The sequence below is a fragment of the Streptomyces sp. CY-1 genome (genome assembly GCF_047218265.1).
Lineage (GTDB): Bacteria > Actinomycetota > Actinomycetes > Streptomycetales > Streptomycetaceae > Streptomyces > Streptomyces niphimycinicus.
In genome coordinates this window covers 717,995-738,089 of sequence record NZ_CP178393.1, presented here as the reverse complement: position 1 = coordinate 738,089, position 20,095 = coordinate 717,995, and the positions used below count along the sequence as shown (strand labels likewise).

General features: G+C 72.1%; 17 protein-coding genes. 9 read left to right on the top strand and 8 right to left on the bottom strand.

Features of this window, described 5'->3' with window-relative positions; translation table 11 throughout:
• From ACK1X7_RS03425 to ACK1X7_RS03405, 5 genes are all read right to left on the bottom strand, one after another.
• Positions 1-1,281 carry a DUF1266 domain-containing protein gene (locus tag ACK1X7_RS03425; protein ID WP_385146543.1) on the bottom strand — a complete coding sequence of 427 codons (1,281 nt, stop codon included), beginning with the start codon at positions 1,279-1,281 and terminating at the stop codon, positions 1-3.
• A gap of 40 nt (positions 1,282-1,321) precedes the next feature.
• Positions 1,322-3,154: a glycoside hydrolase family 15 protein gene (locus ACK1X7_RS03420; RefSeq protein ID WP_385146541.1), complete on the bottom strand. Its 1,833-nt coding sequence runs from the start codon at positions 3,152-3,154 to the stop codon at positions 1,322-1,324.
• A 243-nt stretch (positions 3,155-3,397) separates the two neighbouring features.
• Entirely contained in the window at positions 3,398-4,336 is a 939-nt protein-coding gene (tgmB, locus tag ACK1X7_RS03415; RefSeq protein WP_385146539.1) for an ATP-grasp ribosomal peptide maturase, read from the bottom strand.
• A 15-nt stretch (positions 4,337-4,351) separates the two neighbouring features.
• The gene (gene tgmA / locus ACK1X7_RS03410; protein ID WP_361501372.1) at positions 4,352-4,543 is read right to left on the bottom strand and encodes a putative ATP-grasp-modified RiPP; all 192 of its coding nucleotides are present in this window, start codon (positions 4,541-4,543) and stop codon (positions 4,352-4,354) included.
• Positions 4,544-4,772: 229 nt separating this feature from the next.
• Entirely contained in the window at positions 4,773-5,564 is a 792-nt protein-coding gene (locus tag ACK1X7_RS03405) for a class I SAM-dependent methyltransferase (protein WP_385146537.1), read from the bottom strand.
• A 321-nt stretch (positions 5,565-5,885) separates the two neighbouring features.
• Here ACK1X7_RS03405 and ACK1X7_RS03400 point away from each other — a divergent pair, with 321 nt between their 5' ends.
• Positions 5,886-7,151, top strand: coding sequence for a sensor histidine kinase (locus ACK1X7_RS03400; protein ID WP_390794595.1), 1,266 nt, complete (start codon positions 5,886-5,888; stop codon positions 7,149-7,151).
• Complete coding sequence (locus tag ACK1X7_RS03395; RefSeq protein WP_390794548.1) at positions 7,148-7,837, top strand: response regulator; 690 nt, start codon at positions 7,148-7,150, stop codon at positions 7,835-7,837. Before ACK1X7_RS03400 ends, ACK1X7_RS03395 begins: the two co-directional genes overlap by 4 nt.
• A gap of 5 nt (positions 7,838-7,842) precedes the next feature.
• On the opposite strand, the gene ACK1X7_RS03390 is transcribed toward ACK1X7_RS03395, so the two are convergent.
• A complete protein-coding gene (locus ACK1X7_RS03390; RefSeq protein ID WP_385146533.1) occupies positions 7,843-8,904 on the bottom strand; it encodes a mechanosensitive ion channel family protein in 1,062 nt (353 codons plus the stop codon).
• Between the two features lie 311 nt (positions 8,905-9,215).
• Between ACK1X7_RS03390 and ACK1X7_RS03385 the strand changes: the two genes are divergently transcribed.
• A complete protein-coding gene (locus ACK1X7_RS03385) occupies positions 9,216-10,394 on the top strand; it encodes an MFS transporter (RefSeq protein WP_385146531.1) in 1,179 nt (392 codons plus the stop codon).
• A gap of 121 nt (positions 10,395-10,515) precedes the next feature.
• Here ACK1X7_RS03385 and ACK1X7_RS03380 read toward each other — a convergent pair whose 3' ends face one another.
• Positions 10,516-11,427 (bottom strand): endonuclease/exonuclease/phosphatase family protein, encoded by a 912-nt coding sequence (locus tag ACK1X7_RS03380; protein ID WP_385146529.1) that lies wholly within the window; start codon positions 11,425-11,427, stop codon positions 10,516-10,518.
• Between the two features lie 221 nt (positions 11,428-11,648).
• Between ACK1X7_RS03380 and ACK1X7_RS03375 the strand changes: the two genes are divergently transcribed.
• On the top strand, positions 11,649-12,656 hold the full coding sequence (locus ACK1X7_RS03375; RefSeq protein ID WP_385146527.1) for a sulfotransferase family protein: 1,008 nt from the start codon (positions 11,649-11,651) through the stop codon (positions 12,654-12,656).
• 85 nt (positions 12,657-12,741) lie between these two features.
• On the opposite strand, the gene ACK1X7_RS03370 is transcribed toward ACK1X7_RS03375, so the two are convergent.
• Positions 12,742-13,668, bottom strand: coding sequence for a LysR family transcriptional regulator (locus ACK1X7_RS03370; protein ID WP_390794547.1), 927 nt, complete (start codon positions 13,666-13,668; stop codon positions 12,742-12,744).
• A gap of 336 nt (positions 13,669-14,004) precedes the next feature.
• Here ACK1X7_RS03370 and ACK1X7_RS03365 point away from each other — a divergent pair, with 336 nt between their 5' ends.
• Genes ACK1X7_RS03365 through ACK1X7_RS03345 form a run of 5 tightly spaced genes read left to right on the top strand, consistent with a single transcriptional unit; the run spans position 14,005 to position 20,092 of the window.
• The gene (locus ACK1X7_RS03365; RefSeq protein ID WP_385146523.1) at positions 14,005-14,985 is read left to right on the top strand and encodes an aminotransferase class I/II-fold pyridoxal phosphate-dependent enzyme; all 981 of its coding nucleotides are present in this window, start codon (positions 14,005-14,007) and stop codon (positions 14,983-14,985) included.
• Positions 14,982-16,010: a polyprenyl synthetase family protein gene (locus ACK1X7_RS03360; protein ID WP_385146521.1), complete on the top strand. Its 1,029-nt coding sequence runs from the start codon at positions 14,982-14,984 to the stop codon at positions 16,008-16,010. The genes ACK1X7_RS03365 and ACK1X7_RS03360 overlap by 4 nt, the downstream gene beginning before the upstream one ends.
• Before the next feature lie 4 nt (positions 16,011-16,014).
• The gene (locus ACK1X7_RS03355; RefSeq protein ID WP_390794546.1) at positions 16,015-17,013 is read left to right on the top strand and encodes a UbiA family prenyltransferase; all 999 of its coding nucleotides are present in this window, start codon (positions 16,015-16,017) and stop codon (positions 17,011-17,013) included.
• Positions 17,014-17,048: 35 nt separating this feature from the next.
• Entirely contained in the window at positions 17,049-18,791 is a 1,743-nt protein-coding gene (locus ACK1X7_RS03350; RefSeq protein ID WP_413114609.1) for a prenyltransferase/squalene oxidase repeat-containing protein, read from the top strand.
• Complete coding sequence (locus ACK1X7_RS03345; protein WP_385146515.1) at positions 18,788-20,092, top strand: FAD-dependent oxidoreductase; 1,305 nt, start codon at positions 18,788-18,790, stop codon at positions 20,090-20,092. Before ACK1X7_RS03350 ends, ACK1X7_RS03345 begins: the two co-directional genes overlap by 4 nt.
• Positions 20,093-20,095: the final 3 nt, after the last annotated feature.

Here is a 20,095-nt window from a genome sequence, read left to right as displayed (position 1 = left end):
TCACTTCCAGGGAAGGGTGAGCCAGGGGCTCTCGGGATCGGTGGTGAGGATGCGATGCGCGGTGAGCATGTCCTCGTACCACTCGCCGAACTCCTCGTCGTCGAAGTGGAGACACCGCCCGAGGATGTACGCGGCGGAGAACTCCTCCCAGGAGCGGTAGTTGGCCTGCGCCGACCGTCCCGCGCGCAGCACCGCGCGCTCGGCCTCGTCGAGGGAGCAGAACCGGGCGGCGAGCCCCCAGCGGGCCATTCCCGAGGCCCGCCCGTAGTCCCACGCCTCCACCGTGCGGACGAACTTGCCCTCGGCGAGCAGGCCGTCCGCGCGGAACCGGGCCTCATAGCGGGCGATCCGGCCGATGAGCCGCTGCACGCCCGCCACCTGTGCCTCCACCTCCGCGCTGTCCCGGGGCTCCGCCTTGGTGACCCCGTCGGGGGTGATCCGGACCTCGCCGGGCTCGGCGGCGGTGCGCCGCAGCACCCGCTCGGCCACCGTCCGCCAGTGGTCCACCCCGACCGGGCCGGCGAAGTCCAGGGCCAGGGTGCGGCGCACCCCGAGCGCGAACTCCCAGACGCCGCTGATCATTTCGGCGCCCAGCAGCAGCTCCTGGATGCGCTGCCACTCCTCCCGGGCGGTGATGCCCCACCACTCCTTGAGCCGGCTCCGCTCACGGGTGTATCCGCCACCGTGGTAGGCCATCGCGTTCCACAGCTCGCCGTTCTTGACGAACAGCAGCGCCCCGCAGGCCAGTCCATGGGCCACCGGGCCCTGTGTCGGCCCGCCCACCCGCAGCCCGCGCAGCTCCATGGGCGCGTGTGCGCGGCCCTCGGCGGCGTGTTCGGCGTGGCCGCTCCACAGCGCGCGGTGCGTGGGGGAGGTCGGGAAGAACGTCTCACACGGACTGCCCGGGTTGACCACGATCCACGGCGGATCGCCGGGCTCCCACTCCGTGGCGAACCACCCCAGGGAATAGGAGAGATAGACGGTCTCCGGATGGGGCGCGGGGAGCATGCCCTCGGTGAAGATGGGCAGGCAGTTGGCCTGCACCTGGGGATACCAGTACGGGGTGAACAGCACCGTCCCGGGGCGCGCCTGGAGGCGGGAGTACGCGTCGGCGACGAAGAGTTCGGCGCGGGCCAGCACATCGAAGTACGCCGACCAGTCGCCGCGGGTCTTCGCCTCGTACAGCTCCCGCTCGATCGCGCTCGGCGCCGGCCATGCGGTCTGTGTGCTGCCCTGGACGCCGTGTTCCGGCCCGGTGGCCGGCCCCTCCCCGTTCCCCATGGCCGACCACTCTATCCAGCGGCCGGCCGGGCCCGCGTGATCAGCCCAGGGCCCGGTCCAGGTTGAACGCGGCGCTGATGAGCGCGAGATGGGTGAACGCCTGCGGGAAGTTGCCGATCTGCTCACCGGTGCGGCCGATTTCCTCCGCGTACAGCCCGACATGGTTGGCGTAGGTGAGCATCTTCTCGAAGGCCAGCCGTGCGTCGTCCACCCGTCCGGCCCGGGACAGCGCCTCGACGTACCAGAACGAGCAGATCGAGAAGGTGCCCTCCGCACCGCGCAGCCCGTCCGGGCTGACCGTGGGGTCGTAGCGGTAGACCAGCGAATCGGACACCAGCTCCTCGCCCAGCGCGTCCAGCGTGGACAGCCATTTGGGGTCGGTGGGGGAGATGAACTTGGACAGCGGCATCATCAGCACCGAGGCGTCGAGCACCTCCTCGCCCTCGCGCTGTACGAAGGCGCGCCGCCGCGGCGACCAGCCGCAGCGCATGATCCGGCGGTAGATGTCATCGCGCGCCTTCGACCAGCGGGTCATGTCCGCGGGCAGGCCGCGGTGGCGGGCGATGCGCATCGCCCGCTCGATCGCGACCCAGCACATGAGCTGCGAGTACAGGAAGTACTGCGGGCCGGCGCGGGTCTCCCAGACGCTCATATCGGGCCGGTCCCAGTTGTCGCAGACCCAGCCGACCGCGTCGCTGACGGTGTCCCAGTGGTCGCTGGCCAGCGGCTGCCCCCATTTGTCGTAGAGATAGAGGGAGTCCACCAGCGCTCCGTAGATGTCCAACTGGAGCTGGTGGACCGCCGCGTTGCCGACCCGGACCGGGGCGGAGCCCTGATGGCCCTCCAGATGGGGGAGCGTCTGCTCGGGGATCTCGCTGCGGCCGTCGATGCCGTACATGATCTGCATCGGGCCGCCGGGGCCGTCCTCGAAGCTGATCTTCTCGGACAGGAACCGGACGAACGCCTCGGCCTCCTGGGTGAAGCCCAGCCTGAGCAGTGCGTAGATACAGAACGCGGCATCGCGGACCCATACATACCGGTAGTCCCAGTTGCGCTCGCCGCCGATCTGCTCGGGCAGGCTGGTGGTCGGGGCGGCCACGATGGCGCCGGTCGGCGCGTAGGTGAGCAGCTTGAGGGTGAGCGCGGAGCGGTGCACCATCTCCCGCCACCGCCCGCGGTAGCGGGACTGCGAGAGCCAGCGGCGCCAGTAGCGCACGGTGGCGTCGAACAGCTTCTCCGCCTCCGCCTGCGGGCAGTGCCGCGGCTGCACCGTGCCGCCGATCCGGTCGAGCGCGAAGACCGCGGACTCGCCCTCGACCAGCTTGAACGTGGACACCACATCGGCCCCGTCGGTCTCCACGGTGACGCTGGAGGTGAGCGCCAGCGACAGCTCCGGGGACTCGAAGATCGTGAGCCCCTCCTCGGCGCGCACCGTATGCGACTGCCGGGCGTAGTCGAACCGGGGCGCCACCCGCGCGCTGAAGGGCAGCGAGCCGCGTACGCACAGCACCCGGCGGATCAGCCGGTGCCGGTCCGCCTCGCGTGAGTCGTCCACGATCGGCATGAAGTCCTGGACCTCGGCGACTCCGTCGTCCGCGAAGAAGCGGGTGATGAGGATATTGGTGTCGGGGAAGTAGAACTGCTTCGTCCGGGCGGGCACCTCCGGTGTGAGCCGGAACGAACCGCCGCGGTCGGCGTCCAGGATCGACGCGAACACACTGGGTGCGTCGAACCGGACCGGGCAGTACCAGTCGATGGTGCCGCGGGTATCGACGAGCGCGGCGGTGCGCAGATCGCCGATCAGACCGTGCTCGGCGATCGGCACATAGCGGGACGCGTCCGCCGGGCGGCGGACGCTGTCGGCGACGGTCATCGGAACCTCCCGCGCTGAGGGAGGGCGGGAAACCCTGGGTAGCGCAGACTCTCGCTTCAGGATACGACCGGCGGGCCGGTCCGGCGCAGCACCGCCCCGGTGCGTAGTCGGCCGTCACGGTCCGTACGCAGGGGTGTTCGCGAGTGCCCCGGACCGGCGCGAACGGGGACGGGACCGCCCTCAACGCGCCGGCTCGGTGATCACCCGCGCCGCCTCCGCAGCCACGGTGCTCCGGCCCGCTCGTCACCGGTGGGCGGCCCCGGGCGCCGCCAGCCAGGACGCGACCGCCGCCGCGATGGGCTGACCGGTCTCCAGCTCGACAAAGCCGAATTGGCCGCCCTGGTTGCACTCCAGGAACCACCAAAGGCCATCGGCGTCCTCGGCGAAGTCGAAGGCCCCGTAGGCGAGACCGGTGAGAGCCATGTACTCATGAACGGCGCGCACGATTCTGGCGGGCACATCCACGGGTTCCCAGCGGTGTCCATGACATCCAAAGCGCCCGTCCACCTGCCCCGAGCCGGCGGTCTTGCGTGCGGCGAATAACTCGCTGCCGACGCAGATCAGCCGGATGTCGGCCGCTTTGGGAATGTACCGCTGAAGAAGGGTTGCCCCGGCCGCGACATCGGAGAAATCTGTGTCCGGATCGATACGCGTTGTAGGCAACGTTACCGGCGGATCGGCGGTTGGCGGACCGGAGGCGGATTTCACCACGATGTCCGAGCACTGGACGGCGAAATCGCGTGCCGCGCGCGGATAGGTGGTGACCAGAGTCGAGGGCACGGCGAAACCGCTGTGCTGGGCGACTCGCAACTGGAACGGTTTGTGCCGGGCCGGTTCGGCGGCTGCTGGATGGTTCATCCAGCGGGCCGTTGTCGCGTAGAGCATCCCGTAGAGCGCCTGTCCGCACTCGGCGGTCAGCCACTCCGATGGATTCGCCGCGTGGGCCGCGGGGCGGCCCGGCCTGCGCACCCAGATGGAGCGCACACCGTGGATGCTGACGAGGCGTCCCTCGGTCGACAGATAACCAGTGAAGTCACCGCGATCGAATTCGACCGACAGCCCGGCCTGATCCGGAAGGTCGGCCGGATCGAAACGCACCAGAGGGACGCCTTGTTCGCGCAGCTCTGCCACCACCAAGTCGGCGGTGACATCCTGGCGACAGGTCAGGATGAGTACCGTCATCGACGTATGCGCAGGTCAGTCGTCGAAGTGCGTCTTGGAACCCGCTGTGGACGTGGTGGTGCCGGTGGCCAGCAGCACCGCATGGTCGGCGATGGCCGGACGCCCGTCGGAGAGGACATTCAACTGCAGGGCGGCGCTATAGGCGTAGGGAACGCTCGCCGACGACCGCTCGGCAGGGATTGCGTGCTTCAGTACGAAGGGCTGCATGAGTGACCTCTTGGTGCTCCATGTATTCGTCTATCCACCACGCAACAGTACGTACTAAAAGTCTACGGCACTCCCTAGCAACGATTTTGTCCTCTGCGTTGCGATATGAAGTGTGTCACAGGATCCCAGTGGAACCTCAAGGCCCGATTGAGCGTCAACATATGCCTCGGGTATTGCTTCACCGAATAGTCGGCCACCGCAGAGGGAGCACCGGCTGAGGAACGGCGGGTCAGGACGTCCGCGCGGCCTCGCGGTGGGTGACGCGGATCTTCGACTGACCGTGCGGCAGCTCCTCCCAGTCCGCCATGAACCGGGCCGCCAGACCGTGTTTCTCCGCCAGCGCTATGAGCGTCTCGGTGCGGTAGTAGAAGTCCTCCCGCAGTACCTGGTGTTCGACGCCCTCGGTGCGGTCGAAGGTGAAGTCGAACCAGCCGCCGGGCGCCATGACGCGGCCGACATGGGCCAGGCACTCCTCGATGACGGGCAGTGGCGAGTGCGAGAAGACACTGTGCGCGTGCACAACGTCGAAGTGGGCGTCGGGCAGAAATCGCAGCGTCAGATCGCGGACCGGAGTGAGGGTGGGACGGCGGTCCTGCAACCCCTCGCGCACCAGCGTGTCCTGGGCGGCAGCGAGGATCTCGGGCGAGATGTCGACGCCGTAATAGTGGCCCGGCTTCAGATGGCTGATGAACCGCCAGCCCGCCCGCAGATTGCCGCAGCCGATCTCCAGCATCCGGTGTTCCGGCCGCAGTCCGTGGTCCAGGAGGTAGTCGAACTGCATCGCGCCCAGCGCCAGCCACCGCTCATGGCTGCGGCTGCCGACCGCCGCCTCCGGGCTGGTGCGGGTGTCGGACCGCATCACCGCGCGGTAGTACGCGACGTGGTCGGGGTAGCGGTAGCGCAGCCAGGCGTCCCGGGTGGCACGGACCAGATGACTCGGTACGCGCTGCGGGTGGCGCAGCGCGTAGGAGACCCGGTGGCCGAGGGCGGAGCGGTTGACGCCGAGGTTCTTGGCGGGCATGTGGACTCTCTCATGGTCGTCGTACGGACGCGGCGGACGATGCGTTCCCGCGTCGCTGTTGTCGGTACCAGCCTCGGTGCCGTGGCGACGGCGCGGATCGGCGGAGCGGTCCCGGTCCGGACGCGGTCCGGGTGAACGCCGTATCAACCGATCGGATGATGCGGGGTCCGGCCGGGCGGGTTAGGACTGGCTGAGGGAGTGGACGCAAGAAGAACCGGAGAGGTCCGGAGCGAATCCGGAGAGCGGGGAGGGGCCCAGGTGCGGTCGGCGGTCGGGGCGGTCAGGGCGGACGGGCGGTCAGGGTGGGCGCCGTGGTCGGCGATGTGGTCGGCATGGTCCGGGCGATCCGGGACCGACGGGGTGGACGATCCGGACGAGCGGTGGCTGACGGCGGTCCTGCACATCGCCTTCTTCCTGCTGCTGGGCTCCTCACTGGTCCGCTATCTGATCCGGGACACCGGCACCGCGCCGAACGGCTGGGTCGTCGCCCTCTTCGTGGCCTTCGGCGCGCTCTATCTGCCCGGCCGGTGGCCGGCGCCCGCGCCGAGCCCCGGCGGCCGGCCCTCCGGCCGCTATCTGGTCTGGCTGACAGCGGTGCTGGCCGCATGGGTCGCGCTGCTGGTTCTCGCGCCGAGCGCCGCATGGTGTGCCATGCCGCTGTTCTTCACCGGTCTGCACACGCTGCCCACCCGGTTCGCGGTGCCCTTGGCCGCCGTGCTCACCGCGCTCGTCGTCGCCTCGAAACTGCGGTTCATGCACGACGGCTTCGATCCCAACGCGCTGATCGCACCGCCCGCCATCGCCGCCGTGGCCGCCGCCGTCCTCATTCATCTGCGGCGCCAGTCGGCGCGGCAGCGGGTGCTGATCGACGATCTGGTCCGTACCCGCCGAGATCTGGCCGCGACCGAGCGGCGGGCCGGAATCCTGGCCGAGCGCCAGCGGCTGTCCTCGGAGATCCATGACACCCTCGCCCAGGGCCTGTCCAGCCAGCGGATGCTGCTTCAGGCCGCCGACCGCACCTGGGAGACGGACCCGGCGGCGGCCCGAGGCCATATGCGCGACGCGGCGGAGATCGCCTCCCGCAGTCTCGCCGAGGCCCGCCGGTTCGTCCAGGACCTGGCCCCGGTCGACCTCGCCGAGCGCTCCCTGGCCCAGGCGCTCGGCGCGCTGGCCGAGCGGGAGAGCGGCGCGGGGCGGACGGTGGACTTCCATCTCGACGGACCCCTCGGGCCGCTGCCCGAGCCGGTGGCGGCGGCGCTGCTGCGCATCGCCCAGGGCGCGCTGGCCAATGTGCGGGAGCACGCCGGGGCGAGCCGGGCCGCGCTCACCCTGACCTGCATGGGCGACCAGATCTGTCTGGACATCGCCGATGACGGCCGCGGTTTCGACACCGACGCGGTCCCCGCGCCAGGAGCGGACCGGTCACGCGGACACGGGCTGCGGGCGATGCGGGTCCGCGTACGTCAGCTCGGCGGCACACTCACCGTCGAATCCGCACCGGGCGAGGGGACCGTCGTCTCGGCCGCCATCCCCGTCGATCCCCTCCCCGCCCTCGTCCCCGACCGTCCCGTGGAGGCCACGGCATGAGCCCGACCCCGTCCCCGCCGTCCGGCGCTGCCTCGAGCCCGAGCCCGGTCCCGCCCGCCCCTGCCATCCGGCTGCTGCTCTGCGACGACCACGCCGTGGTGCGGGCCGGTTTGCGAGCGCTGCTGGCCAGCACCGACGGCATCGAAGTGGTCGGCGAGGCGGGAAGTGGCGAGGAGGCCCTCGCCATGGCCGACCGGCTCCGGCCCGATGTGGTGCTGATGGATCTCCAGCTCGGGGAGGGCATGGACGGGGTGACCGCCACCCGGCGGCTGGTCTCCGGCGACCCGCCGGCGCCCCGCGTCCTGGTGCTCACCATGTTCGACACCGACGCCGACATCACCCGTGCCATCGAGGCCGGGGCCACCGGCTATCTGCTCAAGGCCGAGCGGCCGGAGGAACTGTTCGCGGCGATCCGCAACGCCGCCTCCGGCCGTACCGCGCTGTCCGCCCCGGTCGCCGACCGGGTGCTGGCCCGGATGCGCAGCCCGCGCCCCGGACTGTCCGAGCGGGAGCGCGACATCCTGCGGCAACTGGCCCGTGGCCTGGGCAACCGGGAGATCGCCCGGGCCCTGTTCATCAGCGAGGCCACGGTCAAGACCCATCTGGGTCGGATCTACGGGAAATTGGGGGTCGAGACCCGGGCCGGGGCGGTGGCGGTGGCCACCGAGCGGCGGCTGCTGCCGTGACGGCGTCAGACCGCCGAACGGTCCGGCAGCGGCAGCCGGTCCTGGTCGGGCAGGACGAGCGTACGGGTGGGCAGCGGGATCTCGATGCCCTCGGCGCGGAACCGGCGGTGCAGCTCCTTCATGAACTCATGCTTGATGAGGTACTGGTCGCTGAACTCCAGGGCCCGCAGAAACACCGAGAAGTCGATGCCGGACTCTCCGAAGGTGTGGAAGCGCACGCTCGTCTCGTGGTCGACGACCCCGCCCTCGACGCCGGACATCACCTTCCCGGCCACCTCGATGGTCACCCGCTCCACATGGTCCAGATCGCTTCCGTAGCCGACCCTCGCCTGGACCATGACCGACATCTGCTGCTCGGGCTGGTGGAAGTTGGTCATGATGGTGTTGCCCAGCTTGGCGTTCGGGATGATGACGAGGTTGTCCGACAGTTGCCGCACCGCCGTGTTGCGCCAGTTGATGTCGACCACATATCCCTCCTCCCCGCTGCTGAGCCGGATGTAGTGGCCGGGCTGCACCGTCTTGGAGGCCAGGATGTGCACCCCCGCGAAGAGATTGGCCAGGGTGTCCTGTAGCGCCAGGGCGACCGCCAGACCGCCCACGCCCAGGGCGGTGAGCAGCGGTGCGATCGAGACGCCCAGCGTCTCCAGCAGGATCAGCACGCCCATCGCCAGCACCGCGATCCGCGTGATGTTGACGAAGATGGTGGCCGTTCCCGCCACCCCGGAGCGGGACAGCGCCAGCGAGCGCACCATACCGGCCACCACCCGCGCCGCGGTGACCGTGCTGACCAGGATCAGCACGGCCTTCAGCGTCTGATTGACGTCATGGCCGACCGTGGCGGTCAGCGGCAGTGCGGCGGCCGCGGCGGCGACTCCGGCGGCCATCGACGCCCACGGCGCCAGTGTGCGCAGTGTGTCGACGATGATGTCGTCGCCGCTCCACCGGGTGGAGCGGGCCCGCTCACCCAGCCAGCGCAGCGCCACGCGCAACAGCACACCACCGGCCGCACCGCAGACCAGCGCCGCCCCGACGAGGATGACATCGTGCAACGTCAGGCCCCGGTTCATCGGCCACCGTCCGCTATACCGGAAAGCGCGTCAGAACCGGCCGCGCGGCCCGCGGTCGTCGGTGCGGCCTCCGGTCTGGAGTTCTGTGGGATCACGTTGTCCACCTGCTCGTGCCTGGGGTGTACGGGCTGTGCCGGGCGTACATGTGTACGGCTCCGGCGTGAGGTGCCATCCTGCCGCATGCGATCAGGGCCGAATGACGGGATGTCCCGCTACCGCACGTAACCCGCCAGGAAGGCGGCGCCGCGCCATCGCGTTTGACGCAGAGGTGATGTGTGGTGGAATCGGGTCGTATGGAAAGCCGCCAGGACATGGAGAGGAGATGGCCGTTCCTCGCGGCCGCCTACGCCTTCGTGGTCACGATGTGCGGTACGACGCTGCCCACCCCGCTCTACTCGCTCTATCAGCGGGAGTTCGGCTTCTCCTCGTTCATGGTCACGGTGATCTTCGCCGTGTACGCGGCGGGGGTCATCGTCGCGCTGCTGCTGCTCGGGCGCATGTCCGACTTCATCGGGCGACGGCCCGTCCTGCTGGCCGCGCTGGCGCTGTCGGGCCTGAGCGCGGTGTGCTTCCTCCTCGCCGGCGGACTGCCGGAGCTGTTCACGGGCCGCACCCTGTCGGGGCTGTCCGCCGGTCTGGCCACCGGCACCGCCACCGTGATGGTGATCGAGCTGGCCCCCGAGCGCCGCCGCCGTGCCGCCACCCTTCTCGCCACCGGGGCCAACCTGGGCGGTCTCGGTGTCGGCCCGTTGCTCGCGGGTGTGCTGGCGCAGTACGCCCCGGCGCCGCTGAAGCTGGTGTTCGTGGTGGACCTGGTGCTGGTGGCGGTGGCCGCCGCCGTGGTGCTCGCTCTCCCGGAGACCGTACGGACCCGGGGGCGCCCGTCGCTGAGGCCGCAGCGGCTGCGGGTGCCCAAGGAGATGCGCGCGACGTTCGCGGCCGCGGCGATGGCGGGGTTCGCGGGCTTCGCCACCCTGGGCCTGTTCACCTCGGTGTCGCCCACGTTCCTGAGCGAGGTGGAGGGGGAGAGCAATCTCGCGGTGGCCGGTGCCGTGGTGTTCTCCGTGTTCGCCGCTTCGGTCGCCGGGCAGGCGCTGGGGCGGCGGCTGGGCCCGGGGCGGTCGCTGCCCGGCGGGTGCGCGGTGCTGGTGGCCGGTATGGCGGCCATCGCGGTCTCGCTGGCGATCGCATCGCTGGCGCTGCTGGTGCTGGGCGCCGTGATCGCGGGGACGGGCCAGGGGCTGTCGTTCCTCGCCGCCGTACGGGTGGTGACCGAGCGCAGCCCGGCCGACCGGCGTGCCGAGGTCACCTCCGCCCTGTTCGTGCTGATGTATCTGGCCATCTCGATTCCGGTGATCGGCGTGGGGGCGCTGTCGCTCGCGGTCGGGCTGCGCTCCGCCGGGCTCATCTTCACGGGGTGTGTGGCGCTGCTGGCCGTGGCCGCCCTGCTGCGGCTGCGGGGGATTTCCGTCGTGGCATCAGGCCGCTGAGCACGCCCGGCGAACGTGGCGGGGACGCGCACCGCGCGGCGAACCGCTCGATCCGCCCCCGGGAGCGGGAGCGGATCGACGGCATCACGGCTTCACGGCATTCGGCGCGGGGCGCCTCGCGTCACAGCTCCAGGACGGTCCGCACCGGCAGATGGTCGCTGGGGTACTGGCCGTCCCCGGAATAGGTGTCGATGACGGCGTGGTGGGTGCGCACACCGGGCGAGGTCAGGATCCAGTCGATCCGGTCGCCGTCCGGGACCAGCGGGCCGAAGCCGTGGAACGTCCCGTACAGCGGGCCGCGCCGCTCGGCGGTGTCCCACGAGTCCACCAGGGTGCCGCCGTTCAGCATGGCGTCGTAGACCGGGTTGCCGTGGGCCGCCACATTGAAGTCGCCGGTGACGACGCGGGGGAGCGCGGAGTCCAGCCCGCCGAGCCGCTCGGTGATCAGAGCGGCGGCGTGGTCACGGGCGTTCTGGCTGCGGTGGTCCAGATGGGTGTTGAGGGCGTAGAACTCCTTGCCGGTCCGCCGGTCGTGGAAGCGCACCCAGGTGACCATCCGGACCACGGCCCCGCCCCAGGTGTTGGAGCCGATCACATTCGGGGTGTCGGACAGCCAGAAGTGGTCGTACTCCACGGGCTCGAGCCGCTCGGTGTCGTAGAAGACGGCCATGAACTCGTCGCGGCTGCCCCCCATCCGCCCGGTGCCGATCCACGCGTAGCGCTGTCCGAGGTCGTGGGCGATATCGCGCAACTGGCCGTACAGCCCCTCCTGAGTGCCCAGCAGATGGGGCCGGGCCCGGCGCAGCAGCTCCCGCATGACCGGGCGGCGCCGGCCCCAGGAGTTGGGCTCGCTGTCGCCGGCGTAGCGCAGATTGAAGGTCATGACGGCCAGCCGTGAACCGTCGGCGGGGGCGTTCGGGGCGGCGGCGACCGCCGTGGCCACGTACTGCGGCTGGGAGGCGAGCGGAAGCGCGGCGGCCGCCGCGGCCGCGACGCGCATACCGTGACGGCGGCTGAACACAGGTGCGGGCATGGCTCCTCCAAGGTCTTGAAGGTGCGGTGACGGACCCAGTGTCGGGTCCCGCGGTGTGGGGGGTGTGTCCTGCGGTGGCCGTGCGGTGGAACGTACGGTCACGCAGAGCCGACCACAAGAGCGCGGGCGTACTCCACCCGTGACGAAAGTGGCCGGGGATGCGCGGTGGCGGCGCTGGGTAGAGAAGGGCGGTAGTTGTCGAGACGGAAGGGGCATCTGGGGTGACGTTACGGCCGCTGACCTTCGTCGTGGGGACCGGACGATGCGGTTCGACCGCTCTGTCCCGCGTCCTGCGGCTGCACCCGGATCTGCTCAGCGTGAGCGAGCTGATCGCCGCGCTGGAGCCGGACGCGCTGCCCGAGGCGCCGCTGACCGGGGCGGAGTTCTGGCGGATCCTCGCCACTCCGAGGTCGTTCGCCAACCGCGTCATCCGCGATGGCATCCCGCTGCCGGAGTACCGGTATCCGCATGTCGAGGGGCGGTTCTCGGTGGCGGGCGGTGGCATTCCGGCCCTGTGCATGATGACGCTGCCGCATCTCACCGACGACCCCGACGCGCTGTTCGACGCGCTGGAGCCGGAGCTGTCCCGACGGCCCGCCGCCCCGGTGGCCGATCACTACCGGGCACTGTTCGACCTGCTGGGGGAGCGGTTCGGCCGACGGGCCGTCGTGGAGCGCTCCGGCTACTCGCTGCGGTCGGTGCCCCGGCTGCGGGAGGTCTTTCCCGAGGCCCGGTTCGTCCATCTGCACCGGGACGGCGCCGACTGCGCGCTCTCCATGAGCCGCCACCCCGGATTCCGGCTGATCCAGCTCATGGCGGAGCGCGCCGAGACCGCCGAGAGCCTTCCGGCCGGTCTCGAGGCGCTGCTCAGCGACGACGACGCCGATCTGCGTCCGCTCTACGAACGATCCGTACCCGTCGCCGAGTTCGGCCGATTGTGGTCGCACACGATCGTGGCGGGGCTGGCCCATCTGTCCCGGCTCCCTGCCGGGATCCGGATGTCCCTGTCGTACGAGAGCCTGCTCGACGCGCCCGAGCGCGAGCTCACCCGGCTGGCCCACCACCTCGGCGTGGAACCCCTCCCGGAGTGGCTGGCTGCCGGAAGCGCCCTGCTCGACGGCGACCGCCGGGGCTCGGCAGCCGCGACCCTGCCGCCCGCCGAACTGGCCGCCCTCCGCGAGAGCTGCGCCCCCGGCGCCCGGGCCCTGAGCCTGGCCGGGGCCGGATGAGATAGCTGCTCCGGTGCGCGGAGGATGAGGTAGCCCCGGCGTGCGGATGAGGTAGCTCCGGTGCGCGCATGGGCCGGCTTCGGCGTCAGGCCGTCGCCGCTTCGGCGACCTCCCCCGAATGCTCGACGGCCACCGCCCGCAGCGCCTCCAGCAAGGCGGCCACCGCGGGCACCCGCGCCGCCTCCGGCCGCAGCAGCGCGCAGACGTGGCGCCGTGGCCAGTCGTCCAGCGGGCGCGGCTCGACCCGCGGATCGGGCCGGGGGAGCAGACCGAGGCCGTCCATCAGGGCGATGCCCACCCCGTCGCCCACCAGGCCGAGGGTGGTCGCCTGGTCATCGGTCGTGGTCACCACCCGGGGCTCGAACCCCGCCTCCGCGCAGCGCCGCAGCAGCCGCCCGCGGTCCCGCTCCAGGATCCACCGCTCCCGCGACAGATCGGCGAGGCCGACGCTGCGCCGCCCCGCGAGCGCATGGCCCCGCGGCAACAGCACATGGCGGCGGTCGACCAGCAGCGGGACCCGGCGCAGCGGAGTGTGCGCGGCCCCCGAGGCGTCTCCCGTCTCATCGTCGGCGACGATCGCCAGATCGGTCTCGCCCGCGTCCAGCAGCCGGTACGCGTCATGGGAGTCCGTCTGGCCCAGCTCCACCTCCACCTCGATACGGGAGGCGCCCAGCCTGGCCAGCGCCGCGGGCAGCACGGCGACGCAGACGCTCTGCACCGAGGACATCCGCACCCGGCCACGGGTGCGCGCGGCGAGCGCCTCGAACTCGTTCTCCACATCCCGCAGCCCGGCCAGCACGTCCTGGGCGCGCTCGGCGAGTCTGTGGCCCGCGGGCGTGAGCCGTACCCCCCGTCCCGCCTTGACCGTGAGCGGCACGCCCACGGCGCGTTCCAGCGCGCGCATGTGATAGCTGACAGCCGGTTGGGTGTAACCGAGCCGGTCCGCCGCAGCGCTGTACGAGCCGGCGCGACAGACCTCAGCGAGTACGGTGAGCTGACGAAGATCGATCACTACAGGACGATAAAAATCGTTTATCAATTCCCGTAAGACTCTAATTGGACGCGTGATCGAGAGACCGTCAAAATCATGGTGACGGATTTCGCCCGCACCCGCTCATTGAACTGACCGATCGGACACGGCCCCACCCGCACTGGCTGCCCGTACGGTCACAGCCCGCCCACAACGGTTTCCTCCCCACCGATCCGGCCGGACCGGCAAGGGGACCCGGGCGCGGTGACTTTCCTCCCTCCGCCCGAATCCCCCGCTGGAATGGATGGATGGTGCCCGATGCATGATGGCTGGAATCGCATGACTCCGGTGGTCGCGGAGAGCAATCCCTTTCACCAGATGTCGCTCAACGAAACCGTTCACCCCCCGCTCCCCGAAGTGGTGGACGCCGTCCTGCGCACCGCGCGGACCGCCCACCGTACCCTGGATGCCCTCGGCACCGGGCTCTGTCAGGCCCTCGCCGGACATCTGGGAGTGCGCCCGGAACATGTGCTGGCCGGACCGGGTTCCGGTGCGCTGCTCCAGCAGTTGTTCTCCACCCTCACCGGACCGGATACGGACACGGTGCACGCCTGGCCCTCGTGGGAGGCGTACCCGATGATGGCGGCCAACGCCGGATCCACCACCGTCCGGGTGCCGCTCACCGGATACGACCACGATCTGAAGGCGATGGCCGACGCCGTCACCGACCGCACCCGCATGGTCCTGCTGTGCACCCCCAACAACCCCACCGGCACCGCGCTGGACCAGGAGCGCATCCTTCGTTTCCTCGACCGGCTCCCCGCGCATGTCACCGTCGTCATCGACGAGGCGTACCGGGACTTCGCCGACCCCGGCGCCGTCGCCGACGGCATCGCACTGCACCGCGCCGATGAACGGGTCTGTGTGGTGCGGACGTTCTCCAAGTCGTACGGGCTGCTCAGCCTGCGGGTCGGCTATCTCGTGGCGCATGAGCCCGTGCTCGCCCCGCTCCGCTCGGTGCTGCCCTTCTACCGGGTGAGCGCCGTGGCGCAGGAGGCCGCCATCGCCGCGCTCGGTGCCCAGGAGCAGGTGCTCCGGCAGTGCGCCGAGACCGCCGAGGAGCGCGACCGGCTCCATCGGACCCTGCTCGACCAGGGCTGGGAGGCGCCCGCGAGCCAGGGCAACTTCCTGTGGCTGCCGATGACCTCCGGTGTGGAGCGCTTCACCCAGTTCTGCGCGGACCACGGCGTGGTGGTGTGCGGCAAACCGGGCGAAGGGGTACGGGTGACCGTCGCCGAGCCCGCCGCCAACCGGGCGTTCGCGGAGCTTGCCGGGAAGTACCGCGAGGCGTCCCGGTGACGCCGCCCGATGTCGCGGTCACCGATGTGGCCGACCCGCTGGCGGAGGCCGCGCCGACCATGGAGCTTCTGCTGCGCGAACTCGACCGGCGCTGGCCGCCGGAGGCCGAGCGGCTCCACCAGATCTCCCGGTACGCCCTGCTCCCGGCGGGGAAGCTGCTGCGTCCGCTGCTGCTCATGGAGTCGGCCGGGGCGGTGGGCGGCGGCGGACCGGCCGTCGTCCCGGCCGCGCTGAGCGTGGAGTACCTCCATGTGGGATCCCTCGTCCATGACGATGTCATCGACGGGGACGCGATGCGGCGGGGCCGTCCGTCCGTCGTGGCACGCTACGGCACCGCCGACGCCATCGTCACCGGGGACGCCCTGATGCTGGGCATGTTCGGTGTGCTCACCGACGGCGCCGAAGAGGCCGGGGGACTGCCGCCGGGCCGGGTGCTGGGCGCCGTGCGGGTCTTCGCCCGGGCGGGCGTCGACCTGTGCCGCGGCCAGGCGATGGAGGGCGAACTCCGCGGCGACCTCGGCTGCGGACTCGACCGGTATCTCACCATGAGCTCCCTGAAGACCGGGGCGCTGTTCCGGGCCGCCTGCCGGGGCGGGGCGATCCTGGGCGGCGGAACCCCCGCCCAGCAGCACGCGCTCACCGCCTACGCCGAACATCTGGGGCTGGCCTTCCAGATGCACGACGACCTGCTGCCGTACACCAGCGACCCCCGCACCACCGGCAAGTCCGCCCTCAGCGACATCGCGGCCGCCCGGCCCACCTTCCCCGTCCTGCTCTGCCACGCCATGGCCGGTGCGCCTGGCCGCGCCCGGCTGGAGGCGGCACTCGGCGGCGCCCTGCCCGCCGCCGACGCGCTGCGCACCGTGCACGAGCTGCTGGAGGCGACCGGCGCGCTCGACGCCGCGCGGGACCAGGCCACCGCCCAGGCGGACCGGGCCAAGTCCTGTCTGGCGGAGCTGCCCCGCTCCCGGGCCACCGCCGTGCTCGCGGCGGTGGCCGATCTGTCGGTCAGCCGGGACCGGTGACGCCATGGCGGCCCCGCGCACCGCACTCCTGGCCCATCTCCAGACCTGGCGCCCGTACACCCTGTGGTATCCCGGGCTGGTCGGCCTCGCCGGAGCCACCCTCGCCGGAGCGCACCCCGCCACGGGGCAGTTGCTGGTGGCCTGGGCCGCGCCGACCCTCGGCTGGATCGCCGGCCACTATCTCGGCGACTACTACGACCGTGACCTCGACGCGCTCAGCAAGCCCCAACGCCCCATCCCCTCCGGCCGGTTGAGCCCACGAGCCGCCGTGGCCACGGGCATCGGCTGCGTCATCGCCGTGGCCGCGCTGGCCCTGTGGGCCAACTGGCGCGCCGTGGCCGTGGCCGCCGCCGCCATGGCGGGCATCGTGGCCTACAGCCGGGTGCTCAAGGGACGTGGCCTGTCGGGCAATCTCATACGGGGCGTGCTGACCGCCCTCACCGTGCTCTTCGGCGCGATGGCCGTCCAGCCGTGGCCACCATGGCGGGCGCTGCCGTTCGCCCTGCTCTTCCTGGCCCATGACACCGCGTCCAACCTCGTCGGCACCCTCCGCGACGTCGACGGCGACCGCGAGGGCGGCTATGCCACCGTGCCGGTGCGCCAGGGTGTCCGGCGCGCCACCCACACCGCCGCCGCGCTGTATCTGGCCGCCGTGGCGGTGGCCTGCGCCGCCACCGGGCTGGTACCGCGGGACACGGCCGGCTATCTCGTGCTGCTGTCGGCGGCGGCGCTGTGCGGCGCGGGCGCCTTCGGGCTGCTGCTGCGGTCGCCCGGGCACCTCACCCCCGCGCTGGCGCTGCGCGCCCACGCCGTCCTCGTCGCCGAACGCCTGGTGCTGGCCGCGGCGGTGGTGGCCGCGGGCGCCGGCACGACGCCCGCCCTGGCACTGCTGACGCCGCTCCTCACGGTGAGCGTCATCACCCAGAGCCGGATGCGGTCCCGGCATGAATTCCCCGCCCCCCTGGCCGACGGCGGGCCCACTCTTCCCGGTCCACGCCCCTGAAACACCGCGCGCCACCAGCAGAAGGGTCCGCTCCCATGCCCGCTTCCGCCTTGACCGAGAGCGTCGGCACGGCCGTCACCGCCGGTACCGAGGCGCTCCTCGCCCACCGGCGCGACGACGGCGCCTTCGTCTTCGGCGCGCACCACGCCTCCCCGCTGAACACCGCCGGAGCCCTCACCGCACTCCACTTCGCCGATCCGGAGGGCTCGGCCGAGACCATCGAGCGCGGTGTCACCTGGCTGTGCGAGAACCAGCGGGACGACGGCGGCTGGGCCATGCGCGGGGTGCCCACCGAACCCCTCACCACCGCGCTCGCCGCCGCGACGCTCCACCTGCTCGCGCCCCGCCGGGCGGCATCGGCCGTCCATGCCGCACGGGCCCGGTTCGAGGCGCTCGGCGGCTCCGGGGCCGTCCCGGAACCCGCGATGACCGCCCTCATCCGCCAGTTCCACACCTTCGCCGGACTGCCCCACGAGGGCGCCCAGCGACGGCTCCCCCTGGAACTGCTGCTCTTCCCCGGCCTCAGCCGCCGCCTGCTGAGCCTGCGGCTGCCCATCTACGCGAGCCAGGCGCTCGCCCAGTCCGCCCACCGCCGCCGCGGCCCGGCCGGTCGCGCCCTGGACCGGCTGGCCCGGCCGAAGGCCCTGGCGATCGTCCATGACGCCTACGAACGGGAGGGCGCCACCGGCGGGTTCAGCACCGACCCCTGGCTCACCGGACTCATCTGCCTCGGCCTCGCCCGCTCCGGCCAGGCGCCCTGCCTGGTCCGCGCCGCCGCCCGCTGGCTCCGCTCCGCGGCCAACCCGGACGGCTCCTGGGATCTCATGCCCCTCGATGTGACCTGGACGAACTTCGCCACCGCCGCGCTGATCGAGGCCGGTCACGCCGAGGACCCGCAGCTCATCGGCACCCGCGAGATGCTCCACCGCCACCAGCAGCCCGAGCCGTTCGACGCCCTCGGCTGCCCGGCCGGCTACTGGGGGTTCTCCAGTCCCCGAAGCTGGCCGATGGCCCTGGAGACGGCCGAGTCCAGCGCCATCCTGCTGAAGCTGCCCGGCGGCGCGGACGACCGCCACGTCCGCGCCGGACTGGGGTGGCTGACCGCCACCCAGGACGCGGCCGGTTCCTGGAGCCTCGCCGTACGGAACAGCAAACCGGGCGGCTTCGGGCCCTGCCCCCAGATGACCGCCAAGGTCGTGGGCACCCTGCTCGACTCCGGGGCAGGGGCCGACGACCCGCGCGTGGCCAAGGCGGTGCGCTGGCTGCTCGGCCGGCAGCGACCCGACGGATCGTTCGAGGCCATGTGGTACCGCGGCGGCACCCCCGGCACCGCCGCGGCGCTGGAGGCGCTCAGCCGGGCGGGCCGCACCGGGGAACACCACCGGGCGGCGGCCCGGGCCAGGGACTGGCTGCTGCGCACCCGCCACCCCGACGGCTCATGGAGCACGGGCGAGGGCACCCAGCCGGGCGAGGGCACCCAGCCGGGCGAGGACACCCGGCCGGGCACCGTCGAGGAGACCGCCTGGGCGCTGCGCGGACTGCTCGCCGCCGGGCTGAGCCCCGCCGACCCCGCCCTCGCGGCGGCGGCCCGATGGCTCGTCGACGCCCAGCGGACGGACGGCGGCTGGACCCCGGGCCCGGTCAACGAGTACGTCCGCGGCTGTGCCCGCTACGCCGACGACGGCATCGCGGCGGGCCTGGCGCTGCGGGCCCTCGCCCACTACCGCTCGGCGGAGGCCGCTCGCGCGGCCGAAACCGGAGAAGGAGGCCGGGGATGAGCCCCGATGTGCTGGTGTGCGGGGCGGGCGTCGGCGGTCTCGCGGCGGCCCGCGCACTCGGCGGCCTCGGACTGGACGTCCTGGTCGTCGACAAGCAGCCGAAGGTCCGCCCGATCGCCAAGGGAGAGGTGCTCCAGCCGGGCGCGCTGCGCCTGCTGCGCTCCTGGGGCGTGGAGAAGCGGCTCGACGCGCGGGGGGCGGTCCGGCTCGGACGGCTGGTCGTCCGCGATCCGCGAGGCACCGCGCAGATGTCCCTCGACTACGGCCAACTGCCCGCCCCCGACCAGTGGTTGCTGGCCCATGACCACACGGTCATCCTCGCCGCCCTGGCCGAGAGCCTCGGGCCGGGTGTCGAACTGCGCCGGGGCGTGCGCGCGGAGGCGCCGCTGCGCGACGACTCCGGCCGGATCACCGGACTGCGGCTGGCCGAGGGCGGCAGGGTCTACGAGCAGCGGGCGCCGCTCGTGGTCGCCGCCGACGGCATCTCCTCACGGCTGCGGTCCTGGGCGGGCATCGAGGCCAAACGGGCCGACTATCCGCACCGGCTGGTCTCCTTCGACATCGGCGACGCCGACGCGGCCGCGCGGGCCGACGACTTCTCCGCGTATGTCACCGACCGGGGGCTGCGGCTGCTCTATCCGCTGCCGGGCGGCCGGTTGCGGCTCTACCTCCAGGCGGGGCCCGATGAACTGCGCGGCGTCACGGCACGTGGGGGGCTGGGCGACTGGGTCGCCCGAGCGCTGTCCCAGGTGCCCGCCCTGGAGCCGCTGACCGCGTCCCTGCTCGCCCATCTCGACAGCCGCCAGACGCTGCCCGTCGGACGGCTGCTGTCGCCCCGGCTGGCCGGGCGCGGACTGGCGCTGGTCGGCGAGGCCGCGTACGCCGTCCATCCGATGGCGGCGCAGGGCATGAACACCGCCATCACCAGCGCCGGTGCCCTCGCCGAACGGCTGTCGGACCAGTTGGAGCGTACGGGCGGGATGTCGGCCGCGGTGGTGGACGCCGCGCTGCGCGACTACCACGAGCGGCAGTCGCCCCTTCTCACCCAGGCGGCCAGGACCAGCGGCAACGCGGCGCGGATGGTCACCGATCTGTCGTGGCGCGGCCGGGTCCTCGGGCGCCGGGCCGTCCGTCACACCGGTGCCAACCCCCGGCTGCTGCACACCGTCACCCACAACATGTCGGGCCTCGGCCCGCGCCCGCTGACCCCGCTGGACCGGCTCCAGCAGCTCGGTCTCCTCCCCGATCCGCGCGCCCACCGAGTGCCGACCGCCCCGGCCGGCCGACCGCAACCCATGTGAGGA

Bases quoted from the DNA above. Each gene is read 5' to 3' on its own strand.
- ACK1X7_RS03395 (WP_390794548.1), top strand. From the start codon at position 7,148: ATGAGCCCGACCCCGTCCCCGCCGTCCGGCGCTGCCTCGAGCCCGAGC.
- tgmA (WP_361501372.1), bottom strand. From the start codon at position 4,543: ATGCAGCCCTTCGTACTGAAGCACGCAATCCCTGCCGAGCGGTCGTCG.
- ACK1X7_RS03425 (WP_385146543.1), bottom strand. From the start codon at position 1,281: ATGGGGAACGGGGAGGGGCCGGCCACCGGGCCGGAACACGGCGTCCAG.
- ACK1X7_RS03350 (WP_413114609.1), top strand. From the start codon at position 17,049: ATGCCCGCTTCCGCCTTGACCGAGAGCGTCGGCACGGCCGTCACCGCC.
- ACK1X7_RS03380 (WP_385146529.1), bottom strand. From the start codon at position 11,427: ATGCCCGCACCTGTGTTCAGCCGCCGTCACGGTATGCGCGTCGCGGCC.
- ACK1X7_RS03385 (WP_385146531.1), top strand. From the start codon at position 9,216: ATGGAGAGGAGATGGCCGTTCCTCGCGGCCGCCTACGCCTTCGTGGTC.
- ACK1X7_RS03365 (WP_385146523.1), top strand. From the start codon at position 14,005: ATGTCGCTCAACGAAACCGTTCACCCCCCGCTCCCCGAAGTGGTGGAC.
- ACK1X7_RS03355 (WP_390794546.1), top strand. From the start codon at position 16,015: ATGGCGGCCCCGCGCACCGCACTCCTGGCCCATCTCCAGACCTGGCGC.
- tgmB (WP_385146539.1), bottom strand. From the start codon at position 4,336: ATGACGGTACTCATCCTGACCTGTCGCCAGGATGTCACCGCCGACTTG.
- ACK1X7_RS03405 (WP_385146537.1), bottom strand. From the start codon at position 5,564: ATGCCCGCCAAGAACCTCGGCGTCAACCGCTCCGCCCTCGGCCACCGG.
- ACK1X7_RS03390 (WP_385146533.1), bottom strand. From the start codon at position 8,904: ATGAACCGGGGCCTGACGTTGCACGATGTCATCCTCGTCGGGGCGGCG.
- ACK1X7_RS03345 (WP_385146515.1), top strand. From the start codon at position 18,788: ATGAGCCCCGATGTGCTGGTGTGCGGGGCGGGCGTCGGCGGTCTCGCG.
- ACK1X7_RS03400 (WP_390794595.1), top strand. From the start codon at position 5,886: ATGTGGTCGGCATGGTCCGGGCGATCCGGGACCGACGGGGTGGACGAT.
- ACK1X7_RS03420 (WP_385146541.1), bottom strand. From the start codon at position 3,154: ATGACCGTCGCCGACAGCGTCCGCCGCCCGGCGGACGCGTCCCGCTAT.